Below are 16,683 nucleotides of genomic sequence, written 5' to 3'. Positions count from 1 at the left end.
ACGAACGGGTATGCGCCCGCGGGTGGAGTGGATGAACCAGACTGATAACCGGATTCTCGAGCTACTGGAGGAATCCGATTTGATCCTCTCGCCCGCAGTTGCAGCGGTTAACTTGGACTATTCGAGAAACTGGGTCTCTCGACGAATGAGTAAGCTGGAGGACGCCGGGCTCATCGAGAAAGTGGACGGGAGTTACTACCGGATCACCGAACGCGGCCGTGCGTATCTCGAGGGCGAACTCGACGCGGAGGATCTGGAAGAAAACGACTCGTCTTGAGCTATCGAACCGTCCCGAGGCGGCGTGCTGCATCGGCCGAGACGATGATATCATGTTTTCCGAGTCTCACAGATCCACCTGCCACCGCCTCGATTAAATCGGCCAACGAAGAGAGATAGTCCCAGTTTCGCTTCTCGCGTATTGTGAGCGTATCCTTCCCGGATCGTTCGACGGCTCGATTCTCGAGATACGCGTACACGAACTGCTCGCGAACGTCCGTTGGTGCGCTCGAAAGATAGCCAGGTAACGAGAGGTGCTGCTCGGCTTTCGGTCCCACTGGTGCACCGAGTACCGCGAGCACGCGACCGAGAACCGTCCCGTGTTCGGTCGGCCGTACTTCGTCCGCCCGGCCATCGCGATCGCCGACCACCTGGTAGTCGACGCCGGCCAGCTCGAGGGCGTCGAAGACGTGGCTCTCTTCGCCCCGATGGTTCAGTGCGAAGCTCGATTCGTAATTGCGTTCGGCGATCGATCCACCCGAAAAGACGTTCGCGACGAGTGTGTTGAGGGCTGTGAACTCCGGGTCCCCGAAGGAACATTCGAGCCAACCGTACTCGCGTGCCGCTTCAATCGCCCGAACTGGATCTGGTTTCGAGTTGTTGTCTACCCACGGTCGGATTCGGCCACGGGGGAGTTCTAATTGAGACGAGATTGCGCCTGATCCTTTGTTCGGGTGCTTGCTCGCGTATTCCATCACTCGTTCGTAGTCTTCGACGGACTCGAACGGATCTGCGTAAGAGGGCGTGTTGTAGGTGCGCGCGAGAGCGCGTTCGGATATCAATGCCGAAGTAGTCATATCGAGGTAGTGTTGTCGAACCGGGTTAACAATTGCTGGTTTCGCTCCGAAGCTCCGAAATCGGGCGACTCAAGCGTTTCAAGGACACACTGCAAGGATTCTATCAGACGCTGATTATCATCTATGAAACCGCTATCAGTCTCTGAGAGATTCACTATCCTCTAGATATATATGGGTCCGGTGGGCTGGTTGCTATCAGCACCAAAACCGAACGGCAGGAAGGATGACGCACGGGATGGTTGTGCAAACCCAATCCCCCTGAGCGTCACACGGTGGTATCGGGCCGCCGAGAATAAGCTTTCCGACCGTTCAGGCGGTGCGTGACAACAATGGATTTGAAAAAGTACCGCAGCAAGCTGATTGGAAGCGAAGACGAACGGGCCGTGTCCCCAGTTATCGGGGTCATCTTGATGGTTGCCATAACAGTGATTCTAGCAGCCGTGATCGCCGCGTTCGTGCTTGATATCGGCGATGACATGGGAAGTGGTTCGGTGGACGCTGCTGTGAGTTCTGACGTCAGCAACAGTAATGAGGAAGTGTCGTTAGATGTGACAACAGCTAACAACGTCGATAAGTTTGTCCTCCGTGGTGATCTCAACGAGACTCTTGACAATGAAGTAGAGCTAGATCTCAACCAAACTGGCGATACCCAGACGCTCACCAGTGGCAATGAGACAGACAAAGGTGAAGTCTTGCAAGAGAGTGGCACTGCGAACGTTATCGCAATCGACGGCGATTCAGAGAGCAACGCCGGTAGTTTCGATTGGGATTGGACCACCGACTGACATGGCAAACAACAATTAAATCACTACGGTTCCGCGTTTTTTTATCACTGAGGTAGCTAATCAGCAGAGAGATATTATAGTTAGTCCTCAAATTCCAGACTTAGACTATGAGTTGAGACCTTCCATCAACTCGAGCGTCCACTCTCCTTCGCCGACGTGTCGGATGTGAATGTGATGGTCGCCCTCGAGTTCGCCGTTTTTATCGATTAATCCCTCAACGCGCATGTCGTCTTTCGGGAGCGTGATCCCGACGGAGTCGTTGTCCAACTGCCGAATTTTATTCAGTGCCATATCTCGGTGCGCGACCCCACTTCTCATAAAACTTGGTGAACCTCTGGATAACCAAGGTATTCCGGCGGTATTCCTAAGTGTTTTGTCAGAACGGGGAAAGCGGGCGTGCGTATGGCACTTAGCCTACCGCAGAACATGGTTCCCGACACGGTACGTCGGGAGGACGGAATCGACCTGACAGACAGCCTTCTCGCGCCGCTGTTCGTGCTCGCGAGTATCTCGGTCGGCGCGGTCGGAACGCTCGAGTTCTTCGCGCCGTTCAATATGTCGCTCGCTGAACCGCTTTACTCGGCCCACGGGACAGAGATCACCTACGCGTTCATCATGAGCATGGGTATCCTCGTGATCGCTTGGTTGACCAACGAGAGCACGCCGGAGGACTGGACCGACGTGGAAACCGTCGTCGTGCTCCTGGCGGTCATCCTCAACATCCTGAGCAGCCTCGTTCCGGCCATCTCGGTGACGCTCGAGTCGATGTGGTACGTCGGCTGGTTCACTGTGATCCTGAACGCGGCCGCGTTCTACGTTATCGCCTACAAATAACACATAGAGGACTTCACAATGCAATTTTCGAAACTCACGGCGGCGGTAGTTGCACTGGCACTGATTTCGGTCTCGATCGTCGGCTCGGCCGGGATCGGCGCGGCCTCGATCGCGGTTACCGACATGGCGAACGAACCGGTTGTGTTCGACGATTCGGCGAACGTGACGGTTGAAGTTGACTGGATGGATGACGCGGACTCGAGCGCGACGGCGGACGTGACGATTTACGGCGAGTCTGCCTACCAGATCGACGGCGACGATGTGACCGACTCGCATCTTGATTCGGAAACGCTGAACGAAACGGTCGCCGAGTTCGACGACTCGAACGTCTCGAACGACACGACGTTCGACGTTGAGCTCGACCAGTCCGCGACGACGGTAACGGTGGGGTCGGCTGACATCGCGGACGATGGGACGGTTGACCTGTCCGACCACACGTCTGATACGCTGACGGCCGACGACACGATTCTGTCCGTGACTGCGACGGCGGATTCGGTGGTGTCCGATTCGATGACGGCGGATCCGGGCAACACGACGGACGCTGAATACACGGACGCTGACGGGCTTGTCGACGGCGATGAGTACCGAGTGATCGTCTCGGCCGACGACACGGAAGCGGATTCCGTCACGGTCGATGACGGATCAGTCGGTGGTATCTTCGGCGGCTCGGACGGCTCGCCTGGCTTCGGCGCTGCGGTCGCGATCGCGGCGATCGCGGTGGCCTGCGTCGTCGCTCGAGTCCGATCGGGAGGTGAATGATGTCGTCGGCAGAAGACAGCAGCCCACAGCCCACGGCCCACGAGGTCGTCCCCGGCTGCTCGCTCGACCGGCGGACGTTCCTCCAGGGGACGGCCGCGGCCGCGGCGATCGCGGCGGGCGGGGTGGCGGCCTCGAGCACGGCGGCAGCTACGGACGACCCCACGAACCCGGACTACTACGACCAGTCCTTTGAGGAGCAAAACGTTGCTCCTGACACCGTTGGCTTCCTGTTCGGGAAGGTCTTCGGTTCGGGAGATACGAACGACGAACCGAACTCAGACGAAATCGCACTTTACTCGGCACTCATAACGGCCCGAGAATGGTGGAACAACGCCTACGCGACGATGCTCGATAATCGTCTCACGGACCTGCAAATGGCCGCCCACTCCAACGGACGGGCGGCGATCGCTGATGCGTGGGAAGATGGCGCGAGTTCAAGCGAAGCTAACGATTACGTGTTTGACGCAGTAGAAAACACGTTCTCGGTTCCGTACGGAAACACGCTCGAGGTCGCCGGAACCGTCCTTGAGCAGATCAGCTACGTGTCCGAAGTGGCTCAAGCGTCCAGCGAGATTGACGACCGCTTCGTCACGCATACGATCCTCAATAGCGACTACTCGGGCTCTGGCGCGATCGTCGAGGAGGAAACGAACATCACACCCGGAATCAACACCAGTGACGTTACGCTTCCAAACGGCGAAACCAAAGAGGTCCGCTCTCCGGTGATCTACCAAGAGTGGGATGACGGCGATAGCGTGTCGTTCCAACTCGACGGAGACCTCCTCGACAGCTACAGTTACACTGACGAACTGTTCAACCTGACCACCCAAAACGACGAAACCGCTGATGCCCGTGGTCTGTTCCAGTCGATGGCTGTCCCGGATGAAGAACTCGAGTCCGAGGCGATATTCGATCTCCGCGAAGTGATGGAACAACTCGAGGAGATCGAGGACCAGATGCAGGAGGTCAAAGGAAACTACGATCTGAGCCTCGTCGACGACATCTACGCTGCGCTGGATGACGGACTGATCGAACCGTCGGACGTCCGTGGCGTCTACGGACTCACCGAACACCTGAGCGGGTCCACTGATGCGACCTCGGACCGCTACCGAATGGCGCTGCTGAACTCGCTCGGACTCGACCGACAGGACCTCTCCGAGGTCTCATCGATGACGGCCGAGTACGACGGGTTCACTGACCGCGAGATGGTCCGCGACTCCGACACTGGCGAACTCGAGCGCGTCGAACTGCTCGATGAGCAGACCGTCGAACTGGAAGGCCAGCTATTCGGCGACCTCTCCGGCTCGCTCTCACCTGACTCAACGTACCAGTGCAACCCGCTCATGTTCACTGCTGAACTCGGCGGGTCGATCGTCTGCCGACAGGCCATGTCTGGAAACACGGTCTGGACGCAGGGCGAGACTGTCTCCGCCGGGGCCATCCCGATCAACATCGACTCGAAAGCCTACGAGGACGGAGAACTGTGGTACTACGTCCCCGAATTCGAAGCGTCAGAAGTTGTCGCACTCGATATGGATACGGGCGACGAACTCTGGCGAAACGATCTCGCTCCCGACGACGTTAACGGCGCGTACAAGTCTGGAAGCACGCTCTACGTGGCCGCGAGCGGCTCCTATTCCTCGTTCGACGTATCGGAAAACAGCGTCAGTCAGAACTGGTCGAGCGACTCTGGCAGTTCGGATTACGTCCAGGTATCCGAGTCAGCCGGGATCGGCGTTGCGTCGGTCGATGACACCGATTTCGAGGTGTTCGACACCGAGACTGGCGACGTGCTCCACACTGAGACCAGAGGCAGTGATAGCGTCTACGCTATCGAACTGTTCAACGACGGAGAGTCGCTCATCTTCCACGACCAAAGCGGCAACTACACCCGTTACGACCTCTCTGACCCGTCTTCGCCGTCGGAGGACTGGAGTGTTGACCTCAACGGATACAGCGACGATATAGTCTATGTCCCCGAACGGAACGAGATCGTCGCGACCGAAGACACTGGCGGGCCGGTGATCGGTCTCGACGCCGAGGACGGCTCGACAACGTTCTCGTATGACTTCGGCGAGCGCATTTACTCGATCGACATTGCCGGACAGGGGCGATACGTCGCTATCGCTGGGAGACTCGATGAGGAACTCCACGTCTACGATCTCGAAGAAAACGAAGTGGTCGCTATAGAGGAGAACACTGGCGATAACGCTCGAGTCGTATCCTCTTCGATCCCCGAATACGACGACGTATTCCGTGGCACGTTCTTCGACGCCCCGTCCGGCGACGAATACGAACTGGTAAACGGCGAACTACAGATCCAGAAACTAACCACGTCGGACGGCGAGGAACTCGAGGACGACTACGAAGCCGAATGGGACCGACCCGAGTACGATGAAGTCGATATGGAGCCGTTCAGCGAGTACCTCGATGAGGTCTCGACGAAACACGCTGACGCTGTTGCAGCCGGCGAGGAAGACGACGATAGCGATAGCGAAGTCAGTGTAGGGATTAGCAACCCCTTCTCAGACTTAGGCGTTGATTCGGGGATGCTCGGTCTCGGTCTCATCGGCGTCGTCGTGCTGGCGGTGATCGGTATCGTGACCGACGTAATTCCTGGACTGGGTAACTGACCATGAAACGGATTTTGATTTTTGCCACGACGGTAGCCCTGCTTGCAGCGATGGGCATGGGCATGGGCATGGGCAGCGCGATCGCCGCGCAAGAGAACACGACGAACTCGAGCGACCAGGCCGACGGTGAGCTCGAGGGCGCGAACGAGTCGGCGGTCTCGCCGAACGAGGACTTCGTTCGAGAAATCGACTCAGATACGAGAATCGTCGATTGGTCGTACAACCCCGGAATGTTCGAAATCGTCATCGAAGCCGACGAGGGAACCCGGGTTTCGGTCACCGAAGCGGGTGACTTCGAGGAAGGTGCAGGTTCGTTCAACTACGAAGAATTCGACGTTGAGGAAGGAAACAACACGATCACCATGCCGGTCACCGACCGGCAGGGGGCGGGCGTCGCGATCGCGACGAGACGGTCACTCGAACAGGGCGGCGGCGCGACCCTCAGCATCGGGCAGGTCGAACAAAACCCGTTCCGTCACTTCGGCGGTGAAAGCGGGCTGTTCTCCGGCGTCTTAATGACGGTCGGTATGGCCGGGGGCGGCTCGTGGTACGTGATTCGATCCGAGGAAAGCGGAGTAATCGAGGCATGAGCGACACGAGCAACACCTTCGGTGGATGGGCCGATCGGCTCACCCACATCGCCGCGGAAGGGCAGTTGATCGTTCTCGGTCTCGCGGTCTCGCTTGGTGCCGCGTTGATCTGGATTCGGCCGTCTCTCCCCGGCGTTCCGCCGATTGTCTTCGGCTGGTTCGCAGCGCTGTTGCTTCTTGGGCCGCCGCTGCTCGGTCTGTTCGTCACGGGAGCGCGAGCGCTCCGGCAGCGCCGAATGGTCGAAGTCTACCACATCAACGGTGTCAGCGACGTGAGGAAGAAATATTACGTCGAGCCGGCCGTGTGGGGTAAGAAGACCGTCGAGGGGCCGTCTCCGTACAGCGTGAACGACGGGGAGTCGTTCGAGGTGCGCGAGTTCGACTGGCACGAAGACCAGGGCGAGCACGGCACGCTGATCGTTCGCGGCTGTTACTTCAGCCAGATGGCCGACTCGAAACTCGTCACGACGAAAGCCATGCTCGAGGACATCCACGGCGACCTCGTTGACGCGTTTCTCGAGTACAACCGACTCCGGGGCCGAATCTCGAAGATGGGGCTCCAGATTCAGGGCGACGTGATCAACGAGGAAGCAGAGGCCGACGAGCGCGGTCTGATGAACCCGCGCACGTCCGTAAAGGATCGGTTCGAATCGGCGAAAGACGACGCTGAGGAAGCCGACACGGACGAGATTAAGGACATCACCGAGTACGTCGAGGACTACAGCGACGAGCACGGAATCAACACGGTCGGCGGACCACCGCAGACGCGCGCACAGGCCACAGAACAGTCCGCTGCAACCGATGGAGGAACAGACCAATGATGGAATCACTCCCGCAGTTAGTGATGGTTTCAGCGTTCGCCGGAATCGGAACGGTCGCGATCGCGTCGGCGTGGGTGATCGCTGAGTTAGAAAAGGAGGTTTCGAACGATGAGTGACGAGCAAGAAAACTACAACGTCGGCGGATTCCGCGAGTATCAGGACGGCAAGATGAAGCGCAATCCCGACGAGGTGCTCGAGCACACGGGATTCGTTCGTGACGAGCAGATCGACCGACAGATGACCGTTCGAGCGCTCCACCACGACCCGGACCGCTGGCAAGGGAAGGCCGCAGCGACGTACATGGACGTCGGAAAGAACCGGCGGATCGTTCAGGGCGAAGGTAGCCACACGGCGCGTGAGGCGCTCGAGAACGGCGATACGCTGACCTTGAAGCACTATCTCGGCGACCCGTCGCAGGAGGCGAGCCTGTCGGGTATCAAAGCGATCACCCGGCTACAGGAGATCGTCGCCGGGCCTGCTCCAGTGATCGTGATCCTGGGCGAGATGGGAGCGGGGAAAACGAACCTCGCGTGCCTGATTGCGCAGCTGCGGGATCGGTGGGTCGACGGCGATCTCAAAGTAGCGTCGAACATCCGCACGCTGCCGCGTAACGACGACTGGGTGACCCACTCCGGCGATGTCGAGGACGGCTGGATTCCGCACTACCCGCTCCTCGAGGAGTGGGTCGAGAAGGACGGCGATCCAGTCGAGAACGCACAACAGCCGAAACTGTTCATCGGAGACGAGTTCTCGACGAACGCGAGCGGGACCGGCGAGGACGGCCAGAAAGTTCGGAAACTGATGGGTCCGCTGGTGTTCAAGATCCGCAAGTACAACGGCGCGCTGATCTACATCGGCCACGACGAATCGTCGATACATCCGCTCCTCTGGCGCGTCGGAACGATCCTGAAAAAGCCGGATCGGAACGACCAGGGGAAGGCGATCCAAGCGGAGCGAATCAGCGGCGGGAAACTGCAGGACGTTGATCCGCGGCCGTTCACCGGGATTCCTCCGGCAGACTGGGAACCGCACACGAACGACGAAGCCGACTGGTCGTGGAACGCTCCCTCGAGCGACGACGACGAGCCGGCGATCGGCGAAGACGAGGTGAAACAGGTGGCCGCCTGGACGATGGAAGCGTGCCGAGAACAGGGAATGTCGGCCCGCGAAACCTCCGAATTCGTGCCGTATAGCCACGCTACCGTCTCAAACTGGTGGAAAGAGATCGATGAAGGCGGCCAGAAGCGAGAATGGGTTGACACCGTAGAGAGCGTGATCGCATGACGGCGGCGGGTTGTAAACCTGTAAACCGAAACCAGCCCCCCTTTAGTAGATGTCAAGCCCATAGCCCACCGCTCGCTCCCGGGGGGAGCGAAGCGACCGATGGGCGGAGCGTTTCACGAGCAGCGGAGGAGTATATATTACCACGCGTGGAGCGCGTGCAAACTCTAAGCAAACAGACATTTTTTAGATGTCGATTTCGAAAAAATCGCGTCGCGCGTGATGGGGGTCGATCGGCGTGACCGTCGCGCTCCGGTATCTGATCGATGTGGCTCGATTCACCGCTGTCGACCTGGCCCACGAGTTGCGGCGAGACTACGAACGCGGCGTGTTCCCTCGAGAGACGCTGGCCGTGATCGGTGGCACGAGCGCGATCGCCGTCGCCGCGATCGCGAAGGGCGCGTACGGGCTGGGATTGTCCGGTCTGCTCTTCGCCGGGTTCTTCACGTGGTCGACGGCTCGAGCCGATCGGCGCTGGCGTGACGAACGGAGGGACGATCCGTGAGGCTCCGTCGCCGACTCTCACGACACTCGGCAGACGTAGTTATCGGCGTGCTGCTCGCAGTCGTCTCGTCCGGTCTGTGGGAGCTTCCAGCGATCCTGCTCGCGATTAAACTGAACGTATTCGCGGTTCCGCTGGCGCTGGCGGGAGTCTTCGGATTCCCGTTATGGACGTGGTACGTTATTTCCCTCATGTGGACGTCTCAACTGTTGTACTACACGGGAACCGACATTCCCGAAACGATCGAACGAGTTCGTGAGTGGGTCCCGGTGTCCGTCCCGATCGGGGCGGAGGCCCATTCCATCGAGGAAGCCCATGAACCGAAGTAAGCGAGCGAATCACTTCGGAACGGCGTGTGAGAAACGGATGGCGAAGAAACGACGGTTCACGCTCGAGCGGGCGTCATGGCACGATGCACGGTTTGAGAACGGAACGCCGGTGGAAATCAAGAGCACGATGCTCGAGCACAGCGACGGCCAGCCGGGGAATTTCAAGGTCTACAGGGAATACCACGAGAAACTCCGGCGAGCGGACGGCTGGTACTGTTTCGTCGTCTACCGGCCACACGGTCGCTCCGGCTGCACGATCGTCAAGGATACGATGATGAAATCGGCGTCGTTGCCCATGCTAAAATGGCATGGTGGCGGCGATCACCGTGGAACTGAGCAGGCAAAAATAGCAATCTCAGACGTTTTCTGACTGGTCTTTCTGACCGAAATCGGACACACGAGCCACCACTTTTTCGACAGCGATCACCACCAGGACGAACACTGCCAGAGGGAAAAACAGGAGAAATTCAGGGTCTCGGTAGATCGCAATTGCGAGGTAAACCGACATCACTACCGACAGAGCAAACATCCCGTGAGGGAGGTACTCGACGTACCACGGGTAATCTGGTGGGAGATAGTGAGCGATCATTTCTGGTCCCCAAAATTGGACAGTCTACCGGCCACCTCGAACGTGATTGCTCCCGCGACAAATCCGATCGGATAGAACCAGTCTGTTCCGGCAGTCGTCGCGATCGCGGCGCCACCGAAGTAACCGACGGTCATGATGCCGCCCATCGCCCATACTCGCCAGTACAGCAGGCAACCGAGCACAAAGTCGGCTGTTGACAGCCCTGGACCCGGTCCCTCGCGAATATAGTCCTTCATGTGCCGGTCTCCTTGCTGACGTACTTGAATCCGCGAGTGGTCGGCTCGGCGGGGTTCGGGCGATCGTCGCGCTCGAGTCCGGCGAGTTCGCGGGCGTGTTCGAGGTCGTCGGCCTCCTCGAGCAGTTGGGCGATCGACTTGCGAACAATGGTCGGCATTCGCGCGCGGACTTCGTACAGTTCGATCGCCTTCTCCTCGAGTTCGCGGCGACTCTCTCGCTCGGCCTCTCTGAGTAGATCGTCGATAGTCATCGTCACATGTCCCCCTTCGTCGTGACCGCAACCGAGGTCTCGACATCGAAGCTGACAGCTCGAGTCGAGAGCGTCTCGGCGATCTCCCGGCGCTGTTCGCGAGTGAGGTCGTCGCGCTCGAGGACGCGTGTAGCTGCGGAGACAAGCTGGTCGACATCTTCGCAAGCGAACGCGACCGCGTTGCTCCGGTTGCAGTCGTAGAACCGGGAAGCTTTCTGGATAGCGTCGAATCGCCATTCGTTACCGTCGTCGGTCCGGATTCGAACCGATCCGGGCGTCTCTGAGTGAGACATGGCCGTGAACACAACCCGCCTATCCTAGTTTTTTCGGTTCACTCAAACGGTCTCAGTTTATAAAGAGGGGTCGTGATCCGGCGTGATCGGCGCGATGGCCGTGACGATCTCGTGGGCTATGGGCGGAATATGAACACGGCCGGTACTCGGTTCGTGTTCATATCGGGGAAATCGATCTTCACGACGTCCAACCGCAAGGGGAGGGAGAGGAGAGAAGGGAAAGTCTGAATTATTCAGAGATGTTTTGCCGGATTAGATCTCCTTTTCGGACTTTGTCGTCTTCCTTTTCTTCAGGTCCTTCAGCAATTTCCCGGGTTACTCTTTTCGTTCCTGATGAAGTTACATGGGCCAACCCCGTTTTCTTTTTAATTGTCTCTGCAGATTTCATGACTGTTATTGATTCCTGCACATGCTTAGCTTGTACTTTAGCTTTCACATGCTCAACATTACCGAGTGCTTCACCGGTATCTGGATCCTCAATAACATCTCCAACAGAATAGACAATGAATTCCATTCCTTCTTCAACGCCGTCCTCCTCTCCAACATTTGCGACGATTTCGTATTCATTGAGGATATCAGCAACCTTTCCCTCTATCATAATTTACCCCTCTTTTCCATAGAACAGTCGCTGTAACTCCCTTTGAGTCTCTTCCAATTCATCTTGGCTAATCTCTTCTATTTCTTCAGGCGTTATTATGTCTACGGTGACTCTTCTATCAAGAAGGTTGTTATTCCGAATTTCAATGATCTCTTCTTGGTCTGTTCGCACTTCCCATCTAATGATCTTAAGTTCAGTTGTTCTCTTCTGTGCTAACGAAACCTCTGCAATAGCAACCCTTTCACTAACCTCCTCAATTTCTTCTCCTGATGGCTGCGTTCCGATTCTCACTACTTCAAACTTCATTCCCCTCTTTAGATCGGGGCCCCTTTCTTCTGATTTCACATATAGTGTATCATTTTCAAACCGAACTACCTTCATCTCTGTATCATCATATTTACTAGTGTATTTCTTTGTAGAAACGATTTCATTCATGACTTGAAGAACGTACTCAAATGGTGAAGATGACTTGAGTACTAGTCCTTGTTCGATCACATTAGAAAGTTCATCAAACGTTCTAATTGATGTGCTCTCACTTTCAATCTGAGTTAACAGTGCATATGCTCTATCTGACTCGTTTTGAGCTATCTCTAGAATTTCTCTAAAATGGTGTTCACTAGATCGACCACGACTTCCGAGCTCCATTTGTACATCTCTGAATTTCAGTTTCAGAGTTTCGAATTCCAGGAACAATATAGCTGACAAGAATGCTGCTAATATAAGTCCAAGCGTAACATTCCCAGAATAATCTTGAGTAACTGCAAGAGCAATACTGACAGCAGAAACAACGCACAGCAGAATATACCCGGCTAAATTACCTACATTTTCTCTATTAACTTTCTCAATCATATTAGATGGACCCGACTTCTGGATATATGCGGATACAAGAGTGAAGCGTTATTATCTTTTGATATTTGATTGCCCCGGTGAGAGTGAAGGTAAAATCTCTGGCAGTAACCCCCGTTTCATGTGCTTCAACTGGAGATCTACGTTCGGAGACGAGGCAGGGCGTTGTAATTTTTTGGCTCAGTCCCCTTGGGGACACCCGCCAAGGGGGCTTTCGCGCGAAGCGCGAAACGACCCCGCAGGCCCTGCGGTGCGATCGCGGTGCCGACCCCGCCCTCGAGGGTTCAAATACAACCGAAGTTGCGAAAATCAGCCGCTAATGAAGTTCTGATTGTCTAAATGAAGCAAAGGGGTAGCGTTGCCACTACTCGGGCCGGTTCACCGATCAGCGACAGCGCCGACAAATCCGGTTTCGCTCCCGCCGCCGGGAGTCTTCCAGGTCAGCTCGGCGCCGCGGAGAACCGTCGGATCGTTGCCCGACTTCGACCATTTCTCGAGGGCTTCGGCGGCGATCGCCTCGACAGTCTCGAAGCTATCGAACTTCAGTCGCGAGAGAATCGTATCGACCCGCATTCGTCGGGGGTCGCCGTTCTCGTCGAACTCGAGGTCGGCACCGTTCTCTGCAAGCCACTTCTGAAACGGCGAGGACTCCGCAACGTGGTCCGCCAGTCCCATCAGGTGCTGCATCCGATCGGCGTAACTCTCGATCGCGTACTCGGCGGACTCGACGAGTGCGCGGAGTTCCTCCCGATACTTTCGAGCACGGAACGACACGTCGCCCTGGTCGAGCTCGAGGACGTCGCCAAGATCCTGGATTGCCCGATAGATCGTCGCGGGGTGCTTCCCCAGTTCGTCGGCGAGACCGTCGACCGTCGATCCACCGTCGGTCGCAACCCGCTCTGTCACGTTGCGAGCAGTCTCGCCCATGTCTCGGAGCGTCGTCATCAACAGGTGATCCGTCTTCGCCTCGAGGCGCGGCGTGGGGTCCTCGTAGAGTTCCACAGGCTGCTCTCGAGCCACCGCGTCGAAATGATCGTCAGCGATGTAGACGCCGTTCCCATCGGGACCGAGCGGGATGTCTTCCCAATGGAGCGCGTTCAACAGCGTCTCCTCGATTTGCTCGGTCACCGCGTGGCGATCGGCCCATGCCCATGCCTCGCGGTCGTTCATCGACTTGTTTACCAGCACCTCCACCTTCGGGTGGTAGGACGGGTGATCTTTCGAAACCGCGTCCGGGTCCTTTAGCTGGTAGATCTCGAACTTCCGTCCGTAGGTGTGACCCGGCAGCAGCTTACTGGCCGACGCCGGATTCAAAAACAGCCGATTCTGGTGGTTGATCGTCTCCTCGTTGTCGATGTGGAGTTCCGCCTTCACGCCCTTGAGGTCGGACAAATAGAGCGCGACCTTCTGGAGCACACCGGCCGACGAGAGCTTTTCCGCCCACTCGCGTCGAATCCGGACGTACCGCTCGTACGCCCACATTCGGCTCGCTGAGTGCGGTTCCGTCCGGAAATACTCGGGATGAACTCGCTCGTTCGCGTGTTCGAACACCGCCGCGTAGAACTCCGGCAGCAACTCGAGCCCGCGTTCGGCTTCGACGTTGCTCGTGTGGAACTCGACGTCGACGCCGTCGACCTCGCCGATCTGATTCTCCCACGGGAGCTGAATCGGGTCGCCGGTTTCCCAGTGGCGCATGTTCGGAAACCGCGGCGAAATGTTGTACGACGCCTTCCGTTCACCGCGCCCACGGCCCACGATATCCCATTCGTACAGCCGTTCCGCGTTGATCCCGTCCGACAGTCGCGGCGCGAATCCGGATTTACTGTACCGCACCTCGAGGTGCCAGGGCTCGCCGCCGATCTCGACGTCCAGTTCCAGGTATCCCTCGAACGGCGGGCCGAGCATCACCGACGACAGCGCATCGTACGGACCGCGACCCCAGTCGGGCCACTTCCAGCGGCCTTCGATCTCGTGCGGCGTCGTCTCGACTTGCGTCATCGTCCTCCGCTCGCGGCGAAGTCCGCGAGCGTGGCAGCAGACTCATCGTCGGCGTCGGCTTCCGCCTCGATCGGGATGGTCGACGGGTCCGGATGGTGAACGATCTCGACGTCCTCGAGGTCAGCGATGATCGCGTTCGCGAGCAACCGACGGTGACACCAGCGAGCGTCTTTCTCCCAGCAGACGAGCCAAATATCGCGTTCGCGAGCGCGGTCGGCCAGCTCGTCGATCACAGTCTGTGGCCCCTTCCGCTCGAGGGACTCGAGATAGCGGCGTTCGTAGTCGACGGAGTTCCATGCGACCGCAGCCGGATTCGACTCACCGTTTTCCTCGGCTGCCGACTCGACGGTCTTGTACGCGTTTAGCAGGTCTTCGGGTGGCGCAACCGCCGGGATATTCCGATCGGTGAGGCGCTTCACGAATTCCTGTGGGTACCGAACGACGCCGAAGACGTCATCCTCGTCGGCAGGGTCGTGACTCGAGAGTCCGCCGAAGTACGACGTGTAGACCGTCATCGCGACCACCCCACAGTCTCGGCCGGATCGACACCGGCCGGGTTCATCACGTGCGACCACGCGAGTTTCGCGACCTCCTGTTCGGAACGCGACCCGCCGACGTCGTACCACCGTCCGGACAGCAACTCGTCGACGATCGTCGCCGGGACGATCGCTCGCGCGACCTGGGGCAGCCCCGGTCGCGGCAGATAGACCACGAGCAGGTACATCCCACCCGCCTCGAGCAACTGCTCGTGAGCGCTGCGTTTGACGTAGAACCGGCCTCGAGTCGATCGGCTGCCGTTGCTTGTTTTGATTTGACAGCCTTTGATCTCGACTGGCGTCTCAGGTTCGACGAGAACGATGCCGTAGAACGGCAGCGATCGGCTCGCTTCGAGGACGGCCGTCGTTCGCGCGTCGTGCCAGGTGGCCGTGCGATCGCCGACGTACTCCAGGGCGTCGATCACCTGCACGATCTCCGCCTCGAGGGCGTCACCGCTGGCCTTCGGACTCTCGAGTTCGGACGTCCGCGAACTCATCGCGAATCACCGTTCTCAGGCACAGCACCCGGCGATTGTTGCCAACTCCTAGCGAATTTATTATCGTTTACTGAGTCCCTTGAACTGGACTCAGAGGTATCCTGCACCACCACTATCAGAACCGCCAAATGAGTCCGAATTCCATAGAGCAGTTCGCAGATCTGCTCCGTGTCAGGGTCTTCTACCCTGACATTCCTGACCTCAGTACCGCTATTGACACTGCCGTCGATTCGAACTCCTTTCTTCTTAAGCGCACGGTGAACGTCCGCATCGGTAGCCTGATGGGCTGGATGGGCTATGGGCGTTCGACTCTCGACGTTGTACAGCTGACTCGCCGGGACGAACTCAGACATCGGCCTCACCTCCGTGGTGACCGAGTGCCATCTCCGGATCGGGAATGCCGACGTCGACACCAGCTGCGGATCCGCGGGTCAGTCGTCGATACGAATCACACTCTCCGCAGCGGTGGGCGCGGTCGCTGTTGTCGCCGTAGACGCGGCAGAAACGGTCCGAAACGTAGGCTCCGCAGTGTCCGCACGTCGTCGAGGTATCGGTCGACGGCCACGGAGCGACCGTCACGCCGACCACCCCCCGTTTGCGAAGAGATTCGCATGACGTGACGGGGACGCAACCCGTTCCCCGTTTGGATCAGATTTAGCTCCCCTGCTCTCGAATGAAGAAAACGACGAAATCGAGGCTTTCGATACCTCTATTCCATGGTTAGAATTAGTCGAGAATCGGGCCGTCTGTGAGTGGGCGCTACAGGATTTGAACCCGTGGCAACTTGGTCCGAAGCCAAGCACTCTGTCCAGACTGAGCTAAGCGCCCGTACTACAGCAATTCCGGCGACCCCGTATAAGTCGCTCGGTTTGGGAGCATTTCGACAGCCATCCCCACACCCACTATCGGAACTTCTCATCCGATGAAAACCGCCGCCCGGGGTCTTTGCCGTGCACACCATACACCCGTCCATGACGGTGAACGAGGCCCCAGTCTCAGACGACGGCCAGTCCAGCGAGGCACCGCTCGAGTTACTCACCGACGACGAGGACGTCTGGACCGCCGTCCCCGCCGATGCGACCGGCGACGAACGGGTCAGCAAGTGGCTCTCGATCGACGCCGACGCGCTCCGGAATCTCGAGGACTGGCGGTAAGTACGCTCGAGTCGAACTCCCCTCCGACCGTACCCTCCGCGGCTGATTCTGCTCCCAGTAGCCACGCGACCGCACGCT

General features: G+C 58.1%; 24 protein-coding genes and 1 tRNA gene. 12 read left to right on the top strand and 13 right to left on the bottom strand.

Translation table 11 applies throughout. The features are described from left to right. The first annotated feature begins 10 nt into the window (after nt 1–10). Nucleotides 11–277, top strand: a complete 267-nt coding sequence (locus tag ACSFC7_RS10715; RefSeq protein WP_436347698.1) for a winged helix-turn-helix domain-containing protein — start codon at nt 11–13, stop codon at nt 275–277. Between the two features lies 1 nt (nt 278). On the opposite strand, the gene ACSFC7_RS10710 is transcribed toward ACSFC7_RS10715, so the two are convergent. Then, nucleotides 279–1,073 carry a hypothetical protein gene (locus tag ACSFC7_RS10710; protein WP_436347697.1) on the bottom strand — a complete coding sequence of 265 codons (795 nt, stop codon included), beginning with the start codon at nt 1,071–1,073 and terminating at the stop codon, nt 279–281. Nucleotides 1,074–1,402: 329 nt separating this feature from the next. Between ACSFC7_RS10710 and ACSFC7_RS10705 the strand changes: the two genes are divergently transcribed. Beyond that, a complete protein-coding gene (locus tag ACSFC7_RS10705) occupies nt 1,403–1,858 on the top strand; it encodes a type IV pilin (protein ID WP_436347696.1) in 456 nt (151 codons plus the stop codon). A gap of 105 nt (nt 1,859–1,963) precedes the next feature. Here the strand turns inward: ACSFC7_RS10705 and ACSFC7_RS10700 are convergent, their stop codons facing one another. Next, nucleotides 1,964–2,149, bottom strand: coding sequence for a hypothetical protein (locus tag ACSFC7_RS10700; protein WP_436347695.1), 186 nt, complete (start codon nt 2,147–2,149; stop codon nt 1,964–1,966). A gap of 111 nt (nt 2,150–2,260) precedes the next feature. Between ACSFC7_RS10700 and ACSFC7_RS10695 the strand changes: the two genes are divergently transcribed. The 9 genes from ACSFC7_RS10695 (at nt 2,261) to ACSFC7_RS10655 (ending at nt 9,977) form a co-directional block, all read left to right on the top strand. Next, on the top strand, nt 2,261–2,692 hold the full coding sequence (locus tag ACSFC7_RS10695) for a hypothetical protein (protein WP_436347694.1): 432 nt from the start codon (nt 2,261–2,263) through the stop codon (nt 2,690–2,692). An 18-nt stretch (nt 2,693–2,710) separates the two neighbouring features. Then, complete coding sequence (locus ACSFC7_RS10690; RefSeq protein ID WP_436347693.1) at nt 2,711–3,451, top strand: hypothetical protein; 741 nt, start codon at nt 2,711–2,713, stop codon at nt 3,449–3,451. Then, entirely contained in the window at nt 3,451–6,084 is a 2,634-nt protein-coding gene (locus ACSFC7_RS10685; RefSeq protein ID WP_436347692.1) for an outer membrane protein assembly factor BamB family protein, read from the top strand. Before ACSFC7_RS10690 ends, ACSFC7_RS10685 begins: the two co-directional genes overlap by 1 nt. Before the next feature lie 2 nt (nt 6,085–6,086). Next, nucleotides 6,087–6,674 (top strand): hypothetical protein, encoded by a 588-nt coding sequence (locus ACSFC7_RS10680; RefSeq protein ID WP_436347691.1) that lies wholly within the window; start codon nt 6,087–6,089, stop codon nt 6,672–6,674. Continuing rightward, complete coding sequence (locus ACSFC7_RS10675) at nt 6,671–7,495, top strand: hypothetical protein (RefSeq protein WP_436347690.1); 825 nt, start codon at nt 6,671–6,673, stop codon at nt 7,493–7,495. The genes ACSFC7_RS10680 and ACSFC7_RS10675 overlap by 4 nt, the downstream gene beginning before the upstream one ends. A 108-nt stretch (nt 7,496–7,603) precedes the next feature. Then, entirely contained in the window at nt 7,604–8,779 is a 1,176-nt protein-coding gene (locus ACSFC7_RS10670) for a hypothetical protein (RefSeq protein ID WP_436347689.1), read from the top strand. Nucleotides 8,780–9,014: 235 nt separating this feature from the next. Further along, entirely contained in the window at nt 9,015–9,281 is a 267-nt protein-coding gene (locus tag ACSFC7_RS10665; RefSeq protein WP_436347688.1) for a hypothetical protein, read from the top strand. A gap of 47 nt (nt 9,282–9,328) precedes the next feature. Then, a complete protein-coding gene (locus tag ACSFC7_RS10660) occupies nt 9,329–9,607 on the top strand; it encodes a hypothetical protein (RefSeq protein ID WP_436347687.1) in 279 nt (92 codons plus the stop codon). Then, entirely contained in the window at nt 9,594–9,977 is a 384-nt protein-coding gene (locus ACSFC7_RS10655; protein ID WP_436347686.1) for a hypothetical protein, read from the top strand. Before ACSFC7_RS10660 ends, ACSFC7_RS10655 begins: the two co-directional genes overlap by 14 nt. 215 nt (nt 9,978–10,192) lie before the next feature. Here the strand turns inward: ACSFC7_RS10655 and ACSFC7_RS10650 are convergent, their stop codons facing one another. The 11 genes from ACSFC7_RS10650 to ACSFC7_RS10600 all read right to left on the bottom strand — a co-directional run bounded on the left by ACSFC7_RS10650 (nt 10,193) and on the right by ACSFC7_RS10600 (nt 16,279). Beyond that, a complete protein-coding gene (locus ACSFC7_RS10650) occupies nt 10,193–10,432 on the bottom strand; it encodes a hypothetical protein (RefSeq protein ID WP_436347685.1) in 240 nt (79 codons plus the stop codon). Then, nucleotides 10,429–10,683, bottom strand: a complete 255-nt coding sequence (locus ACSFC7_RS10645; protein ID WP_436347684.1) for a hypothetical protein — start codon at nt 10,681–10,683, stop codon at nt 10,429–10,431. Before ACSFC7_RS10645 ends, ACSFC7_RS10650 begins: the two co-directional genes overlap by 4 nt. Nucleotides 10,684–10,685: 2 nt before the next feature. Continuing rightward, entirely contained in the window at nt 10,686–10,976 is a 291-nt protein-coding gene (locus ACSFC7_RS10640) for a DUF7692 domain-containing protein (protein ID WP_436347683.1), read from the bottom strand. 229 nt (nt 10,977–11,205) lie between these two features. Further along, nucleotides 11,206–11,574: a hypothetical protein gene (locus tag ACSFC7_RS10635; RefSeq protein ID WP_436347682.1), complete on the bottom strand. Its 369-nt coding sequence runs from the start codon at nt 11,572–11,574 to the stop codon at nt 11,206–11,208. Between the two features lie 3 nt (nt 11,575–11,577). Further along, a complete protein-coding gene (locus tag ACSFC7_RS10630) occupies nt 11,578–12,423 on the bottom strand; it encodes a hypothetical protein (protein WP_436347681.1) in 846 nt (281 codons plus the stop codon). Between the two features lie 375 nt (nt 12,424–12,798). Then, entirely contained in the window at nt 12,799–14,418 is a 1,620-nt protein-coding gene (locus ACSFC7_RS10625; protein ID WP_436347680.1) for a DUF7845 domain-containing protein, read from the bottom strand. After that, nucleotides 14,415–14,933: a DUF488 family protein, N3 subclade gene (locus tag ACSFC7_RS10620; protein WP_436347679.1), complete on the bottom strand. Its 519-nt coding sequence runs from the start codon at nt 14,931–14,933 to the stop codon at nt 14,415–14,417. Before ACSFC7_RS10620 ends, ACSFC7_RS10625 begins: the two co-directional genes overlap by 4 nt. Beyond that, entirely contained in the window at nt 14,930–15,451 is a 522-nt protein-coding gene (locus tag ACSFC7_RS10615; protein WP_436347678.1) for a hypothetical protein, read from the bottom strand. Before ACSFC7_RS10615 ends, ACSFC7_RS10620 begins: the two co-directional genes overlap by 4 nt. Further along, the gene (locus ACSFC7_RS10610; protein WP_436347677.1) at nt 15,448–15,804 is read right to left on the bottom strand and encodes a hypothetical protein; all 357 of its coding nucleotides are present in this window, start codon (nt 15,802–15,804) and stop codon (nt 15,448–15,450) included. The genes ACSFC7_RS10615 and ACSFC7_RS10610 overlap by 4 nt, the downstream gene beginning before the upstream one ends. Next, complete coding sequence (locus ACSFC7_RS10605) at nt 15,797–16,039, bottom strand: DUF7563 family protein (RefSeq protein ID WP_436347676.1); 243 nt, start codon at nt 16,037–16,039, stop codon at nt 15,797–15,799. The genes ACSFC7_RS10610 and ACSFC7_RS10605 overlap by 8 nt, the downstream gene beginning before the upstream one ends. Nucleotides 16,040–16,204: 165 nt before the next feature. Then, a tRNA-Arg gene (locus tag ACSFC7_RS10600) sits at nt 16,205–16,279 on the bottom strand. Nucleotides 16,280–16,422: 143 nt separating this feature from the next. On the opposite strand from ACSFC7_RS10600, the gene ACSFC7_RS10595 reads away from it, so the two are divergent. Beyond that, the gene (locus ACSFC7_RS10595) at nt 16,423–16,605 is read left to right on the top strand and encodes a DUF7511 domain-containing protein (RefSeq protein WP_436347675.1); all 183 of its coding nucleotides are present in this window, start codon (nt 16,423–16,425) and stop codon (nt 16,603–16,605) included. Nucleotides 16,606–16,683 lie beyond the last annotated feature (78 nt).

Origin of the sequence: Natronorubrum halobium (assembly GCF_051351675.1) — an archaeon.
Lineage (GTDB): Archaea > Halobacteriota > Halobacteria > Halobacteriales > Natrialbaceae > Natronorubrum.
The sequence above is the reverse complement of the archived record's forward strand: the minus strand, read 5'-3'. Positions and strand labels throughout refer to the sequence as shown.

What these genes read in the sequence shown, in the direction of transcription:
- ACSFC7_RS10715 (WP_436347698.1), top strand. Translation starts at nt 11, where the DNA reads ATGCGCCCGCGGGTGGAGTGGATGAACCAGACTGATAACCGGATTCTC.
- ACSFC7_RS10710 (WP_436347697.1), bottom strand. Translation starts at nt 1,073, where the DNA reads ATGACTACTTCGGCATTGATATCCGAACGCGCTCTCGCGCGCACCTAC.
- ACSFC7_RS10705 (WP_436347696.1), top strand. Translation starts at nt 1,403, where the DNA reads ATGGATTTGAAAAAGTACCGCAGCAAGCTGATTGGAAGCGAAGACGAA.
- ACSFC7_RS10700 (WP_436347695.1), bottom strand. Translation starts at nt 2,149, where the DNA reads ATGGCACTGAATAAAATTCGGCAGTTGGACAACGACTCCGTCGGGATC.
- ACSFC7_RS10695 (WP_436347694.1), top strand. Translation starts at nt 2,261, where the DNA reads ATGGCACTTAGCCTACCGCAGAACATGGTTCCCGACACGGTACGTCGG.
- ACSFC7_RS10690 (WP_436347693.1), top strand. Translation starts at nt 2,711, where the DNA reads ATGCAATTTTCGAAACTCACGGCGGCGGTAGTTGCACTGGCACTGATT.
- ACSFC7_RS10685 (WP_436347692.1), top strand. Translation starts at nt 3,451, where the DNA reads ATGTCGTCGGCAGAAGACAGCAGCCCACAGCCCACGGCCCACGAGGTC.
- ACSFC7_RS10680 (WP_436347691.1), top strand. Translation starts at nt 6,087, where the DNA reads ATGAAACGGATTTTGATTTTTGCCACGACGGTAGCCCTGCTTGCAGCG.
- ACSFC7_RS10675 (WP_436347690.1), top strand. Translation starts at nt 6,671, where the DNA reads ATGAGCGACACGAGCAACACCTTCGGTGGATGGGCCGATCGGCTCACC.
- ACSFC7_RS10670 (WP_436347689.1), top strand. Translation starts at nt 7,604, where the DNA reads ATGAGTGACGAGCAAGAAAACTACAACGTCGGCGGATTCCGCGAGTAT.
- ACSFC7_RS10655 (WP_436347686.1), top strand. Translation starts at nt 9,594, where the DNA reads ATGAACCGAAGTAAGCGAGCGAATCACTTCGGAACGGCGTGTGAGAAA.
- ACSFC7_RS10650 (WP_436347685.1), bottom strand. Translation starts at nt 10,432, where the DNA reads ATGAAGGACTATATTCGCGAGGGACCGGGTCCAGGGCTGTCAACAGCC.
- ACSFC7_RS10645 (WP_436347684.1), bottom strand. Translation starts at nt 10,683, where the DNA reads ATGACTATCGACGATCTACTCAGAGAGGCCGAGCGAGAGAGTCGCCGC.
- ACSFC7_RS10640 (WP_436347683.1), bottom strand. Translation starts at nt 10,976, where the DNA reads ATGTCTCACTCAGAGACGCCCGGATCGGTTCGAATCCGGACCGACGAC.
- ACSFC7_RS10635 (WP_436347682.1), bottom strand. Translation starts at nt 11,574, where the DNA reads ATGATAGAGGGAAAGGTTGCTGATATCCTCAATGAATACGAAATCGTC.
- ACSFC7_RS10630 (WP_436347681.1), bottom strand. Translation starts at nt 12,423, where the DNA reads ATGATTGAGAAAGTTAATAGAGAAAATGTAGGTAATTTAGCCGGGTAT.
- ACSFC7_RS10625 (WP_436347680.1), bottom strand. Translation starts at nt 14,418, where the DNA reads ATGACGCAAGTCGAGACGACGCCGCACGAGATCGAAGGCCGCTGGAAG.
- ACSFC7_RS10620 (WP_436347679.1), bottom strand. Translation starts at nt 14,933, where the DNA reads ATGACGGTCTACACGTCGTACTTCGGCGGACTCTCGAGTCACGACCCT.
- ACSFC7_RS10615 (WP_436347678.1), bottom strand. Translation starts at nt 15,451, where the DNA reads ATGAGTTCGCGGACGTCCGAACTCGAGAGTCCGAAGGCCAGCGGTGAC.
- ACSFC7_RS10610 (WP_436347677.1), bottom strand. Translation starts at nt 15,804, where the DNA reads ATGTCTGAGTTCGTCCCGGCGAGTCAGCTGTACAACGTCGAGAGTCGA.
- ACSFC7_RS10595 (WP_436347675.1), top strand. Translation starts at nt 16,423, where the DNA reads ATGACGGTGAACGAGGCCCCAGTCTCAGACGACGGCCAGTCCAGCGAG.